The organism is Saccharopolyspora terrae, assembly GCF_004348435.1.
Lineage (GTDB): Bacteria > Actinomycetota > Actinomycetes > Mycobacteriales > Pseudonocardiaceae > Saccharopolyspora > Saccharopolyspora endophytica.
In genome coordinates this window covers 68,963-81,913 of sequence record NZ_SMKS01000008.1, presented here as the reverse complement: position 1 = coordinate 81,913, position 12,951 = coordinate 68,963, and the positions used below count along the sequence as shown (strand labels likewise).

The 12,951-nt window shown below is 70.2% G+C and carries 15 protein-coding genes and 2 tRNA genes; 9 read left to right on the top strand and 8 right to left on the bottom strand.

The window, feature by feature from the left end; genetic code table 11:
* The first annotated feature begins 11 nt into the window (after positions 1 to 11).
* The 3 genes from E1181_RS07905 (at position 12) to E1181_RS07895 (ending at position 2,228) form a co-directional block, all read left to right on the top strand.
* Positions 12 to 1,193, top strand: a complete 1,182-nt coding sequence (locus E1181_RS07905) for a cytochrome P450 (protein ID WP_132673299.1) — start codon at positions 12 to 14, stop codon at positions 1,191 to 1,193.
* A gap of 44 nt (positions 1,194 to 1,237) precedes the next feature.
* The gene (locus E1181_RS07900; protein WP_132673298.1) at positions 1,238 to 1,708 is read left to right on the top strand and encodes a YbaK/EbsC family protein; all 471 of its coding nucleotides are present in this window, start codon (positions 1,238 to 1,240) and stop codon (positions 1,706 to 1,708) included.
* 313 nt (positions 1,709 to 2,021) lie between these two features.
* Positions 2,022 to 2,228, top strand: coding sequence for a hypothetical protein (locus tag E1181_RS07895; protein WP_132673297.1), 207 nt, complete (start codon positions 2,022 to 2,024; stop codon positions 2,226 to 2,228).
* Between the two features lie 44 nt (positions 2,229 to 2,272).
* Here E1181_RS07895 and E1181_RS07890 read toward each other — a convergent pair whose 3' ends face one another.
* A complete protein-coding gene (locus tag E1181_RS07890; RefSeq protein WP_132673296.1) occupies positions 2,273 to 3,253 on the bottom strand; it encodes a GlxA family transcriptional regulator in 981 nt (326 codons plus the stop codon).
* A gap of 71 nt (positions 3,254 to 3,324) precedes the next feature.
* Here E1181_RS07890 and E1181_RS07885 point away from each other — a divergent pair, with 71 nt between their 5' ends.
* The gene (locus E1181_RS07885) at positions 3,325 to 4,566 is read left to right on the top strand and encodes an MFS transporter (RefSeq protein ID WP_132673295.1); all 1,242 of its coding nucleotides are present in this window, start codon (positions 3,325 to 3,327) and stop codon (positions 4,564 to 4,566) included.
* 121 nt (positions 4,567 to 4,687) lie between these two features.
* On the opposite strand, the gene E1181_RS32530 is transcribed toward E1181_RS07885, so the two are convergent.
* Both E1181_RS32530 and E1181_RS07880 read right to left on the bottom strand, forming a co-directional pair.
* The gene (locus E1181_RS32530) at positions 4,688 to 4,846 is read right to left on the bottom strand and encodes an SDR family oxidoreductase (protein ID WP_268952441.1); all 159 of its coding nucleotides are present in this window, start codon (positions 4,844 to 4,846) and stop codon (positions 4,688 to 4,690) included.
* Complete coding sequence (locus E1181_RS07880) at positions 4,846 to 5,478, bottom strand: SDR family NAD(P)-dependent oxidoreductase (RefSeq protein WP_268952440.1); 633 nt, start codon at positions 5,476 to 5,478, stop codon at positions 4,846 to 4,848. The genes E1181_RS32530 and E1181_RS07880 overlap by 1 nt, the downstream gene beginning before the upstream one ends.
* Positions 5,479 to 5,604: 126 nt before the next feature.
* Between E1181_RS07880 and E1181_RS07875 the strand changes: the two genes are divergently transcribed.
* Positions 5,605 to 5,790: a hypothetical protein gene (locus tag E1181_RS07875; protein ID WP_132673294.1), complete on the top strand. Its 186-nt coding sequence runs from the start codon at positions 5,605 to 5,607 to the stop codon at positions 5,788 to 5,790.
* Positions 5,791 to 5,867: 77 nt separating this feature from the next.
* On the opposite strand, the gene E1181_RS07870 is transcribed toward E1181_RS07875, so the two are convergent.
* Positions 5,868 to 6,713: a PhzF family phenazine biosynthesis isomerase gene (locus tag E1181_RS07870; protein WP_132673293.1), complete on the bottom strand. Its 846-nt coding sequence runs from the start codon at positions 6,711 to 6,713 to the stop codon at positions 5,868 to 5,870.
* 83 nt (positions 6,714 to 6,796) lie between these two features.
* Between E1181_RS07870 and E1181_RS07865 the strand changes: the two genes are divergently transcribed.
* The 3 genes from E1181_RS07865 (at position 6,797) to E1181_RS07855 (ending at position 8,612) form a co-directional block, all read left to right on the top strand.
* Complete coding sequence (locus E1181_RS07865; RefSeq protein WP_132673292.1) at positions 6,797 to 7,678, top strand: LysR family transcriptional regulator; 882 nt, start codon at positions 6,797 to 6,799, stop codon at positions 7,676 to 7,678.
* A 40-nt stretch (positions 7,679 to 7,718) separates the two neighbouring features.
* Complete coding sequence (locus E1181_RS07860; RefSeq protein WP_132673291.1) at positions 7,719 to 8,252, top strand: DinB family protein; 534 nt, start codon at positions 7,719 to 7,721, stop codon at positions 8,250 to 8,252.
* 72 nt (positions 8,253 to 8,324) lie between these two features.
* On the top strand, positions 8,325 to 8,612 hold the full coding sequence (locus E1181_RS07855) for a putative quinol monooxygenase (protein ID WP_132673290.1): 288 nt from the start codon (positions 8,325 to 8,327) through the stop codon (positions 8,610 to 8,612).
* A gap of 64 nt (positions 8,613 to 8,676) precedes the next feature.
* Here the strand turns inward: E1181_RS07855 and E1181_RS07850 are convergent.
* The 4 genes from E1181_RS07850 to E1181_RS07835 form a co-directional block, all read right to left on the bottom strand.
* Positions 8,677 to 8,749, bottom strand: a tRNA-Arg gene (locus E1181_RS07850).
* Positions 8,750 to 8,789: 40 nt separating this feature from the next.
* Positions 8,790 to 8,879: transfer RNA gene (locus E1181_RS07845), tRNA-Ser, on the bottom strand.
* 80 nt (positions 8,880 to 8,959) lie between these two features.
* The gene (locus tag E1181_RS07840; protein ID WP_132673289.1) at positions 8,960 to 10,936 is read right to left on the bottom strand and encodes an acetoacetate--CoA ligase; all 1,977 of its coding nucleotides are present in this window, start codon (positions 10,934 to 10,936) and stop codon (positions 8,960 to 8,962) included.
* Between the two features lie 66 nt (positions 10,937 to 11,002).
* The gene (locus tag E1181_RS07835) at positions 11,003 to 11,689 is read right to left on the bottom strand and encodes a dienelactone hydrolase family protein (RefSeq protein WP_132673288.1); all 687 of its coding nucleotides are present in this window, start codon (positions 11,687 to 11,689) and stop codon (positions 11,003 to 11,005) included.
* A 197-nt stretch (positions 11,690 to 11,886) separates the two neighbouring features.
* On the opposite strand from E1181_RS07835, the gene hisC reads away from it, so the two are divergent.
* On the top strand, positions 11,887 to 12,939 hold the full coding sequence (gene hisC, locus E1181_RS07830; RefSeq protein ID WP_132673287.1) for a histidinol-phosphate transaminase: 1,053 nt from the start codon (positions 11,887 to 11,889) through the stop codon (positions 12,937 to 12,939).
* The last annotated feature ends 12 nt before the right edge of the window (positions 12,940 to 12,951 follow it).

Sequence of the window (12,951 nt, the reverse complement as noted above, 5' to 3'; positions counted from 1 at the left end):
GGGGGCACGACATGACCGCACTGGCCGACACCTGGGGGATCAACGCCGCGCAGTTCTGGCTCCGCGGCCAACGGCCGGACCGCGAGGTCGGCTACGACGAAGCGACCGGGATGTGGGAGGTCCACGGGTACCCGGAGATCCTGCGGGCGCTCAGCGACCCGGCGACCTTCTCCTCCCACACCCAACGACTGGTCCCGGAGGCGCGCGGGTTCTCCGAGGGCAACCTGACGCAGCTGGACCCGCCGGACCACCAGAAGCTCCGGAAGCTGGTCAGCCACGCCTTCACCCCGAAGGTCGTGGCCGACCTGGAGCCGAGGATCGCCGAGATCACCGTCGAGCTGCTGGGTCAGATGCAGGACCGAGCGGAGCTGGTGGCCGATTTGGCCTACCCGCTGCCGGTGATCGTCATCGCCGAGCTGCTCGGGGTTCCCGCCGGCGACCGCGACAAGTTCAAGCGGTGGGTCGACGGGATGTTCAACTCCACCAACAAGGTCTCGATCAAGGACCGCTCGCCCGAGGACGAGGCGTACTTCGCCTCGGCCATGGAGCAGGTCGGGGAGCTCGCGAACTACCTGACCGAGCACGTCCGCGAACGCCGAGCCAAGCCCCGCGAGGACCTGCTGAGCAAGCTGGTCGAGGCCGAGGTGGACGGCGTCCGGCTCACCGACGCCGAGATCACCAACTTCGGCATGGTGCTGCTGGTGGCCGGGCACATCACCACCACGATGCTGCTCGGGAACGCGCTGCTGTGCCTGGACGCGCACCCGGACCAGTGCGCGATGGTGCGGGCCGACCGGTCGAGGGTTCCGGCGGCGATCGAGGAGTCGCTGCGGTTCCTCAGCCCGTTCGCGGCGGTGTCGCGGGTGACCACCGAGGAGACCGAGCTCGGCGGGGTGCGCATCCCGGCCGATCAGATGCTGCTGCTGTGGATCGCCGCGGCCAACCGCGATCCCCGGCAGTTCGCCGACCCGAACGTCTTCGACGTGACGCGCGACCCGAACCCGCAGCTGGGCTTCGGTCGCGGCATCCACTTCTGCCTGGGCGCTCCGCTGGCCCGCCTGGAGGGCAAGGTCGCCCTGAACCTCCTGCTGGACCGCTTCCCGCGGCTGCGCACCGACCCGGACCGGGCCCCGCGGTTCCTGCCCAGCCCGAACATGACCGGCGTCAGCGAACTCCCGCTGCGGCTGCGGTGAAACCCGCTGGCCGTCGTGCCGCGCAGATCAATAGTCTGCGCGGCATGAACAACATGACGGATGCGTTCACCGAACGGCTGCGCGCCCTCGGCGCCGAGGGCGCGGTCGTCGAGTTCGACACCGAGGTGCCCACGGCCGCTGCGGCCGCCGAGCAGCTGGGCTGCGAGGTCGGGGCGATCGCCAACAGCCTCGTGTTCACCGCTGACGGCGATCCCCTGCTGGTGATCGCCAGCGGCGCGCACCGGGTCGACACGCGAGGTCTGGAGCGGTCGCTCGGGGTCCGCAAGATCCGGCGGGCCAGTCCGGAGTTCGTCGCGGAGGCGACCGGTCAGCCGGTCGGCGGCGTCGGGCCGGTGGGGCATCCGCAGCCGATCCGGACGGTGGTGGACCGCGCGCTGGCCGCGCATCCGACGGTCTGGGCGGGGGCCGGCAGCAAGCACGCGATGTTCCCGACGAACTTCGCCGAGCTGCTGCGGATCACCGGCGGATCCGCGGCCGACGTCGCCCAATCCTGAACACCACCGTCAGGCGAATCCTTGTACGACTGGCGCGAGGCGACCTGCGGCGGCAGCAGCGCGGTGTCACCGCAGACCACCCTTTTGGATTCGCTTTCAACACTCAAGGTGATGAACGCGTGGAAGTCACCCTTTCGCCGGATGAATTGAGTTGCGACGGGCAACGATTCACGAGGCGGAACACTTTTCGGTGAAGACCCCGTCGGAGCATCTGCAGCGCGGGGGTCCGGCAGGTACACCTTGTTTTGCCCGATTCCGGGTCAGCCTGATCCAGAAATACCCCCGGGCAAGCCGAATTGGAAGGAAGGCAATTATGCGCTCGCTGCTTCGTCCCATTGTCGTCGGTGCGTTCATCCTGCCGCTCGCTTTCGCCGGAGCAGGCCTCGCCTCCGCAGGCGACATGGAGGCGCGCGGAGGTGGCCACGGGAAGTGCGTCCACTACTCCTGCAACTGGTGGGACTGGGACACCACTGTGAACGACAACGACAACTCCATCATCAACGCAGGCATCATCGGCTGACCCGCTCGCGAACCGAGGCCCCGCCGGCCACACCCGGCGGGGCCTCACCTCGGGTCGGACCTGGGCACGCCGCGAAATGTCGCGCGGTAGGCGCTCGGGGAAACACCCAGTTCGCTTTGCAGGTGCTGGCGCAGCGACGCAGCTGTTCCAAATCCTGAATCACATGCAATTTTTTCGACCGGGAGGTCGGTTTCCTCCAATAGTTGCCGCGCTCGCTCCACCCGTTGTCGGGTCAGCCATTGCAGCGGAGAAATGCCGACTTCGTCTCGGAAACGACGGGTGAAGGTGCGCACGCTCAACGAGTCCTGCGCCGCGAGTTCGCGCAGCGCGAGCGGCCGGTCGAGGTGCTCCAGCGCCCACGCCCGCGCCCGCGCGGTCGTCGAGACCTGCGGCTCCGGGACCGGACGACGGATGTACTGCGCCTGACCGCCCTCCCGGTGAGGCGGGACGACCGTGGTGCGCGCGACCTCGTTGGCCACCGCCGCTCCGTGATCGCGGCGGATCAGGTGCAGGCACAGATCGATCCCTGAGGCCTCCCCCGCCGAGGTCAGCACATCCCCGTCGTCGGTGTAGAGCACGTCCGGAACCAGCTCGACCTGCGGGAACAGCCGGCGGAAGTGATCGCAGGACTTCCAGTGCGTGGTCGCCCGCCTGCCGTCGAGCAGCCCGGCCGCGCCCAGCACGAACGAGCCCGTGCAGATCGACGCGATCCGGGCTCCCTCGGGGATCCGCGCGAGCGCGGCTGCCAGGGCGGATGGCAACCGCCCCTCCGTCTCGGTCTCGTCCGGCTCGTGGCTGGCGGGAAGGACGACCGTGTCCGCGCAGGCCAGCGCGTCCGGGCCGCGCTCGACGTGGATCGGGAAGTCCGCGTCGGTGCGGATCACGCCGGGCACGATCGCGCAGGTCACGACCTCGTACAGCGGTTCGCCGCAGGCCGAGCGAGCGCTGCCGAACAGCTGGTGGACCAGGCCGAGCTCCATCGGCATCACGCCGTCGCGGACCAGCACCGCCACCCGAGTGGACATGGCCCGATCCTTTCACATGTTGGCCATCAGGCCACTCGTCGCGAGCGCCCCCGGATCGCACGGTGGGGGGCATGCCTGTTCATCGAGCCTGGTGGGTCGCTGCGGTGACCGCCCTGGTGATCATCGGAGCCGGCGCCTGCGCCACGACCGCCGGACTGCTGGTGACGCCGCTGCACCACGAGTTCGACTGGCCGCACGGCACGATCAGCGCGGCCGCCTCGGTGAACCTCGTGCTGTACGGGCTGACCGCGCCGTTCGGCGCCGCCGCGATGGACCGCTTCGGCATGCGCCGGATGGTCACCGCCGCCCTGCTGCTGATCGCCTCGGGCGCGGGTCTGACGACCGCGATGACCGCGCCGTGGCAGTTCGTGCTGGGCTGGGGAGTGCTCGTCGGCACCGGCTGCGGCGCGCTGGCCACGACGTTCGCCGCGCTGGTGGCGGACCGCTGGTTCGCCGCCCGGCGCGGCCTGGTGGCGGGCCTGCTCACCGCCGCCACGGTGTTCGGCCAGTTCGCGCTGCTGCCGGTGTTCTCGCTGCTGGCCGACTTCGACTGGCACGCGGCCACCGGCGCGCTGGTCGCGGTCGCGCTGCTGGTCACCCCGCTCGCCTGGGCCGTGTTGCGGGACCGTCCCGCCGACGTCGGCCTGCTCCCCTACGGCGCGACGCACCCGGAACCGCCGTCGGTGCCCGCGTCAGTGACCCGCGCGGTGCGCGCCCTCCCGCTGCGCAGCGGCGCGTTCTGGCTGCTGGCAAGCACTTTCGCGGTGTGCGGTGCGTCGACCAACGGCATCATGTGGACCCACTTCACCCCGGCCGCACACGACCACGGGATGCCGACCGGCGTCGCGTCCTCGCTGCTGGCGGTCATCGGCGTGGTCAACGTGCTGGGCACGGTCGGCTCCGGCTGGCTCACCGACCGCATGAACCCGCGTCTGCTGCTGACCACCTACTACGCGCTCCGCGGGGTCTCGCTGATGCTGCTCCCCGGCCTGTTCGGGCCTTCCGTGCAGCCCGGGATGCTCGCGTTCGTGGTGGTGTTCGGCCTGCTCGACGTGGCCACGGTCCCGCCGACCATCGCCCTGTGCCGGGAGCTCTACGGCGCCGACGGCCCGATCGCCTTCGGCTGGATCAGCGTCGCCCACCAGCTCGGCGCCGGAGCCCTCGCGCTCCTCGGCGGCCTCGCCCGAGACCTCACCGGCACCTACGCCCTCCTCTGGCCGGCCACCGGAGCCTTGTGCCTGGCAGCAGCCCTCCTCGCCACCCGCATCCCCCGACCCGCGAAAACCCCCGCTCGAGCGACGTGCGCGCGCTGAAGCTCCAACGAAGGGGCTTGCGTTTAGCCCGATCGAGCGGTGAGCACGTGGAGCCCGAAAGGCACTCGACCGGAGAGAACGGAGATGCGGGGCTGGTGAGGGGTCCGCAGCGCCGTTGTGGTCAGGCGGTCTTGTTCATGCCTCCGTCGATGATGTGGTCGGCGCCGGTGATGTTCGCCGCGCGGGGTGAGGCCAGGAAGGCGACGAGGTCGGCGATCTCCTCCGGTTCGCTGATCCGGCCGCTGGAGATCGACATCATCTCGGGCAGCAGCCGGCCCATCACGTCGTCCCGCGTGGTGCTCGCCTGATCCGCGAACACGTCCGCGAACGCGCCGGGTCCGTCCACATAGGGGTGCGCACCGGTCCGGGCGAGACCGTGTTGACGCGGATCGCGGGTGCGAGCTCCTCGGCCACGGCCTTGGTGAAGTTGCCCAGCGCCGCCTTCGCCGCGCAGTACGGCGCGATCATGCCCGCTGGCAGCCTGGTGTTCAGCGAGCCGATCGTGACGATCGCGGCTCCCTCCCGGCCGCGCATGGCGGGCACGGCGCTGCGCACGGCCCGGACCGCGCTGAACAGGGTCACGTCGAAGATCCGCTGCCACTGCTCGTCGGTGAAGTCGTTGATCGACGCTGCAGGTTCGCTCGCGCCCACGTTGTTCACCAGGACGTCCAGCCCGCCGTACCGGCCGACGGCGACGTCGATCAGCTCGGCGGCTCCGCCCGGCGAGGCGAGATCGACCGGGACGAACGTCACCGAGCGCTCGGCGCACAACTGCTCCAACTCCTTCGTGGCGTTCCGCGCACCCACCACGACGTGCGCCCCCTCGCCCGCCAGCACGGACGCGGTCGCGAGTCCGATCCCCTTGCTACCGCCGGTGATCACGCAGACCTTCTCACCCATGTTCAGCTCCATGACCACCACTGTGCGGCGCCGCGAACCCGACCGCTGGCGGATTTCGGGCATGGCGGTCGGCTCCTCCGCGACCCCGGTTCCGCAGGTGGCATGACGAATCGTCGCGGTCGCCCGTATCGTCCAGTTATGCGCAACTCGACAATCCGGATCGTCACCGCCGTCGCCGGCGCCGTCTTCGCGCTCGGCGCGACCGCCGGCTGCGACTTCGCCCAGCCCCCGCAGCAGGAGGACCAGCAGGAGCAGCAAGACGGCGACCAGCAGCAGCAAGAGGACGGCGGCCAGGAGCAGGAGGACGGCGGCGACGACAACTGATCGCGCCGACGCGGAGACCTCCTGAACTCGGAGGTCTCCGCGTCGATCAACAGCTAAGCGACGCCCCTGAACCCGGCTCAGTCCAGCGGGATCGGGACCGCTCCGCCGGTCACGGTCACGCGGGGGTCGTCGGGGCTGACGTCCACGGTGATGTGGCTCGGGCGTCCCATGTCCTCGCCCTGGATCACCGCGAGTCGGCGGGGTTCGGTCACGTGGCCGAGGGCGCGCAGGTAGCCGCCGAGGGCGGCGGCCGCGGCACCGGTGGCCGCGTCCTCCACCACACCGCCGACCGGGAACGGGTTGCGGGAGTGGAAGACCTCGTCGTCCTGCCGCCACACCAGCTGGAGCGTGGTCCAGTTCCGCTCCAGCATCAGCTTTGTGAGCGCGTCGAAGTCGTAGTCCAGGTCCGCCAGGCGTTCCCGGGTGCGCACGGCCAGGACCAGGTGCTCGTTGCCGCCGAAGGCGACGTGCGGCGGGAGGGCGCCGTCGAGGTCGTCGTCGTTCCACCGCAGCGCTTTCAGAGCTTCCCGGACCTCGACGTCGGTGGCGGCGCGGCTGGTCGTGGCGACGCTGCGCAGGCCCGCTCGGACGGCGCCGGAGGAGTCGGTGCCGGTGCTGATCGCGATCTCACCCGCCGGGGTGTCGAAGTGGAGATCGCCGGTCGTGGTGCGCTCGGCGAGCGCGACCGCAGTGGCGACGGTGGCGTGCCCGCAGAAGGCGACCTCGGCGAGCGGGCTGAAGAAGCGCAGGTCGAAGCGCCGCGGCCCGGTGGGGAAGGCGAACGCGGTTTCCGAGTAGCCGACCTCGGCGGCGATCTGCTGCATCCGGGTCTCGTCCAGCCCCCTCGCGTCCAGCACCACCCCGGCCGGATTGCCGCCGGTGGGGGTCGAGGTGAACGCGGCATAGCGGTGAATGTCAGCCATGCGTCCACTGTCCACCAGCTCCCCCATTCGTTCAAACGATGGATTTCGATGGCGCCGATCGAGCAAGTCGATAGGCTTGGGGCGTGGACACCGATCTGCTGCGCACGTTCCTCGCGGTGGCGCGTCACGAGAGCTTCACGGCCGCCGCAGCGGAGCTGAACCTGGTCCAGTCGACGGTGACCAGCAGGATCAAAGCCCTGGAGAAGGCCCTCGACGCCCGCCTGCTCGACCGCCTTCCCGACGGCGCCCGGCTCACCGACGCCGGTCAGCGCGCCGTGGACCACGCGCGCACCGTCCTCGACGCCGAGCGCAGGCTGATCGAGAACACCGCTTCCACGGAGCCCGCAGGCGAGGTCGTCGTGGGCGCACCCGAGTCGGTCTGCGCCTACCGCCTCCCGAAGGCCGTCGCGGCGCTGCGGCGGCAGCACCCCGGGATCGCGGTCCACCTGATCCCCGCCGGAACCCGCGAGACGTTCCAGGGGGTGCTGGAAGGACGCTTCGGGCTCGGGCTGATCCTCGACCGCGCGGCGGCTCCGCGACCGCTCAGCCTGCTGCCCGTCGGGACCGAGCCGATCGAGCTGGTCGCCGCCCCGGATCATCCGAGCACCCGGGAGGAGATGACCTGGCCGAAACTGGCCGAGCACTCCTACTTCCTGCTCGAAGAGGGGTGCGGCTACAGCGACGAGTTCGTGCGCGAACTCGAACGGCACAGCCCGATCCGGCCGCGGATCACGCGGTTCGGCAGCATCGAAGCCGCTCGCTCGTGCGCCGAAGCCGGCCTCGGCCTCTCGGTCCTGCCGGAGGTGGCGTGCGCCGACGCCCTCCGGAACCACCGCCTGCGAGCCCTCCCCCACGCGCGTCCCGACGCACCGCTGGCGTTCGTGCTCGACGAGCGGAGGTGGCGCTCCCCGGCGGTCGACGCGATCACCCGGACCATCGCCGAGTCCTTCCGGACCGACCGGTAATACGATCGCGCCGATCCGCTGGCGGTGGGAGCATCCGGGCATGCCGGTCGCGAGGGTTGAACTGCTGCTCCGCCAGCTCGACATCACGTGGGCGCTGTTCGAGCACCACGCCGAGGGGCTCAGCGACGCGCAGTGCCTGTGGGCGCCCGCCGATCACCACTGGACGGTCCGGCCCGACGAGAGCGGCAACTGGATCGCCGATTTCGCCGAGACGGAACCGGATCCGGTTCCCGCGGTCACGATCGGCTGGATCACCTGGCACATCGGGTACTGGTGGTCGACCGTGCTGGACTGCCTCGACGGGGACGCTCAGGCGATGCGCGCCGTGAAGCACTGGCCCGGCAACGCGCGCGACGCGGTGGGGTGGCTGCGCGACCTCCACGACCGGTGGCGGCAACGCCTGGTCGGCATGACCGACTCCGACCTCGACTCAACGGACCTGACTGCCCAACTCCCCTGGGGCGCAGCCATGACCCTCGGCGACGTGGCCGGCTGGGTCAACGTCGAGCTCACCAAGAACGTCGCCGAGATCGGCGCCCTGCGCATCCTCCAACGCGCACGGGAAGCTTCCTGACCCCCGACCGATGATTTCCAGACCGCGGATCGGTCACTCCAGGAACCTGTTCGGTTCGACCCTGGAGCGCAGATGTGGATCATCGCTGGCCACCTGACCGTCGACGAGGACGAGCGGGACGCGTTCGTCGAAGCGCACCGCGACCTCGTCGAGCGCGCCCGCAAGGCCCCTGGATGCCTCGACGTCGCGATCACCGCCGACCCGGTGACCCCGGGCCGGGTGAACAACTACGAGCGCTGGGAGTCCTGGGACGCCATCGAAGCCTGGCGCGAACGAGCCGACGCCCCCGACACGGGCGTCGAGATGCGAGAGGTGAACGTCACGGCGTACGAAATCGCCACCACCCGACCACCGTTCTGACCAGACGCTCCAGGACAGCAAGAAACCCCCTGCGAGAGGGGGTTTCTGCTGTCTCGACCAGACGTGCGCCCGTAGGGATTCGAACCCCAAACCTTCTGATCCGTAGTCAGATGCTCTATCCGTTGAGCTACGGGCGCTTGTTCAATTGTCGGGTCCCACCCTAGGGTAGGGCCCTTGCGGAGGCTCCGGGATTTGAACCCGGGAGGGGGCGTAACCCCCAACCGCATTAGCAGTGCGGCGCCATAGACCAGACTAGGCGAAGCCTCCCGGCGTCCTTCGCGGCCACCGGAGAAAACTTTACACACCCCCTCAGCGCCCTCGAACAGGGGGGTCCCTTAATCCTCCGTTCACTCCCTCGCAGTGTTGCTGAGCTGCACAAACGGATCCAGCGATGCCGGGTTCTGGAGGGCGTCGCGGCTCACGGCCCGCTCCGGCGGGGTGCCGGCGAGGATCTTCTTCACCGGAACCTCCAGCTTCTTGCCGTTCAAGGTGCGCGGGACCTCGTCGACGACGATGAAGCGGTTCGGCACGTGACGCGGCGAGAGCTCGGTGCGCAGCGCGGCCTTCAGCTCGCCGATGACGTCCTGGAGCTCCACCCCCTCGGCAAGGACCAGGAAGCACAGGAGTTCGCCGTCGGTTTCGCCAGCACCGGAGGTGTCGATCACCAAGGAGTCGGCGATCTGCTCGAAGCCCTCCACCACGCGGTAGAACTCGGCGGTGCCCATCCGGATGCCGCCGCGGTTGAGAGTCGAATCACTCCGGCCGTAGATCACCAGCGAGCCCCGGTCGGTCATCCGAACCCAGTCGCCGTGCCGCCACACTCCCGGGAACGTGTCGAAGTAGGACTCGCGCAGCCGGCTCCCGTCCGGGTCGTTCCAGAAGAACACCGGCATCGTCGGCATCGGCTTGGTCAGCACCAGCTCGCCGACCTCCTCGTGCAGCTCCTCGCCGTACTCGTCGTAGGAGGCCGCCGCGGCGCCCAGCAGCGGGCAGGAGATCTCGCCCAGCCACACCGGGACGTCCGGGCTCGCGCCGACGAACGCCGTGCACAGGTCCGTCCCGCCGGACACGCTGGCGATCTGCACGTCCGCGCCCACCGCGTCGGCCACCCAGCGGAAACCGTCGGTGGTCAGCGGAGCGCCCGTCGAGCCGACCGCGCGCAGCGCCGAGAGGTCGAAGTCGTCCTTGGGGCGCAGCTCGCGCTTCAGGCAGCTCTGGATGTACGGGGCCGACGTGCCGAAGAAGTTCACCCGGTACCGGGCCGCCAGCTCCCACAGCGCCGACAGCGACGGGTAGCCGGGGCTGCCGTCGAAGAGCACCAGGGTGGTTCCGGTCAGCAGGCCGCCGATCAGGAAGTTCCACATCATCCAGCCGGTGGTGGTGAACCAGAAGAACCGGTCCCCCGGGCCCAGGTCGCAGTGCAGGCCGATGGCCTTGAGGTGCTCCAGCACCATGCCGCCGTGCCCGTGCACGATGCCCTTCGGCAGACCCGTCGTGCCCGACGAGTACAAGATCCACAGCGGGTGGTCGAAGGGCACCGGCGTGAACTCCAGCGCCGCGCCCCGGTGGTCGGCCAGCAGCTCCGACCAGTCCAGCGCGCCCGGCAGCCGGTGCTCCTCGCCGAGGTAGTCGATCAGGACGGTCGCGGCCAGGCCGGGCATCTCCGCGCGCAGCTGGTCGACGGTCTCGCGGACGTCGAAGCGCCGACCGCCGTAGCAGTAGCCGTCGACGGCGATGAGGACCTTCGGCTCGATCTGCACGAAGCGGTCGGCCACGGCGCGGGCGCCGAAGTCCGGCGAGCACGACGACCACGTCGCTCCCAGGCTCGCGCTGGCCAGGAACGCCACCAGCGTCTCCGGGCTGTTCGGGGCCAGCGCGGCGACCCGGTCGCCCGCACCGACGCCCAGCTCGGCGAGCGCGGAGCGGGCCGCGGAGACCCGGTTGCGCAGCTCGCCGTAGCTGATCTCCTCGCTGCGCCCGTCCTCGCGCACGAAGACCACCGCGAGGTCCTCATCGCCCTTGCCCTCGCCGTCGCGCAGCGCGTGCTCGGCGTAGTTCAGCGTCGCGCCCGGGAACCAGCGGGCGCCCGGCATGACCTCCTCGGCCAGCACCTCGTCGGCGCGCTCGTGGAAGGTGACGTCGAAGAACTCCGCGATCGCCGACCAGAATCCGGGCAGGTCGGCCACCGACCACTCCCACAGGGCGCGGTAGTCCGACACGTCGAGTCCGCGTTCATCGCGCAGCCAAGCGCGGAAGGCGGCCATCCGGCTGGCGGCCACCCGTTCCGGGCTCGGTTCCCACAACAGCTCCGGTGCGGTCGTCATGGGCTACTTCCTAACCCACCGGAGGCCCTCCCTGCCAGGGCGAACATCACCCCGGCGGGCACCGCCTCAGCGAAGGTGCAGGTCGAACCAGTTGCGCGCGCGGCGCAGCGCCTCAGCGGCGGCGTCCGCGTCGAGGTCGAAGCGGTGACCTGCGCCCGGGTAGCGGACGACGTCGGTGACGACCTCGGCGGCGTCGGTGATCTCGCGGAGCTTGTCGACCTCACCGGCCTCGACGTCGTCGCCGTAGAGACCCAGCCACGGGCACGCCAGCTCGCCGGCGACGTCCACCAGCGGCGGCAGCTCCGCCGACAGCGGTTCGAGGATGCCGCTGCCGCCGACGCTCACCGCGGCGCCGAGCGAACGGTTGGACGCGACCACCAGAGCCGCCGAACCACCGATGTCGAAGCCCACGATCCCCTGCCGGTCGACGGGAACTCCCTGGTCGGACAGCCAGAGGAAGGCGGCGTCGGAGTCGGCGAGGATCGACTCACCCGAGAGCTTGCGCACCTGCTCCTGCTCGCTCTGGTCCTCGGCGAGCTCGTCGGTGCCGTCGCGGTGGTACAGGTGCGGGGCCACCGTGAGCCATCCCTCCTGGGCCAGCAGGCTGCAGAGCTTGCGCACCCGCTCCGTGATTCCGCGCGCCTCGTGGAGGAAGACGAGGCCCCCGCGCACCACGTTGTCGGGCTCGGCGACGGTCAGCCGCAGGCCCGTTCCGTCGGTGAGCGCGATCGTCTCGGTACGGGTTTGGATCATGTCCGGCAGGTAACCACAGGTAGGTAAACATCGAGCAACACGGTCATCCATACGGACCAACACTCGATCGAAGAGCACCTCATCGTGATCGGCGCCCGGCTGTCCGCTTCGCCGAGGCGGGAAGCGGACAGTGGTGGTGTGGGGGCGAGGGGCGTCGTACTAACGTCCTGGTTGACGGACCGAGGTAGGAGATGTCGATGAGCGTGCGCACCCGTGCCGACCTGGAGCAGTTGCCGCCCTACGTGGCGGGCCGGACCGTTCCCGGTTCGATCAAGCTGGCCAGCAACGAGGTCTCCGAGGGGCCGCTGCCCAGCGCGGTGACCGCGATCAACCAGGCCGCGACCGAGGTCCACCGCTACCCCGACATGGGGGTGAGCGCGCTGACCGAGGCGCTGGCCGCCCACTACGACGTCGCGCCCGAGCAGATCGCGGTCGGCTGCGGCTCCGTCGCGCTGTGCGAGCAGCTGGTGCAGGCGACCTGCACCGCCGAGGACGAGGTCATCTTCCCGTGGCGGTCGTTCGAGGCGTACCCGATCATCACGCAGGTCGTCGGGGCCCGGCAGGTGAAGGTGCCGCTGACCGGTGAGCACGCCCTGGACCTCGAAGCGATGCTGGCGGCGATCACCCCGGCAACGCGGCTGATGTTCGTGTGCACGCCGAACAACCCGACCGGCACCCTGCTGCGCGAGGCCGAGCTGAACGCCTTCCTCGACCGCGTGCCCGGCGACGTCCTGGTGGTGCTCGACGAGGCGTACTTCGAGTTCGTCGACGACGCGGAGGCGCCGGACGGCGTGGAGATCACCCGGGTTCGCGACAACGTCGTGTCGATGCGGACCTTCTCGAAGGCCTACGGCCTGGCCGGGCTGCGCGCCGGTTACGCGATCGCGCCGGTGAAGGTCGCCGAGGCGCTGCGCAAGGTCACGATCCCCTTCAGCGTCAACGCTCTCGCCCAGACCGCCGCGATCGCGTCCCTGCAAGCCCAGGACGAGCTCCGCAGGCGCTGCGGCGACGTGATCGCCGAGCGCGGCCGGGTGCATCGCGAATTGGTCGCGATGGGCTACGAGGTCCCGGCGACGCAGGCGAACTTCGTGTGGCTCCCGCTCGGCGAACGCACCACCGCGTTCAACGAGCACTGCCTGGAGAACCGGGTCGTGGTGCGGGCGTTCGTCGGCGAAGGCGCCCGGGTGACCATCGGCCAGACCCACGAGAACGACGCGTTCCTGGCCGCCGCGAAGTCCTTCGGCGGCTGAGGCTCATCAACG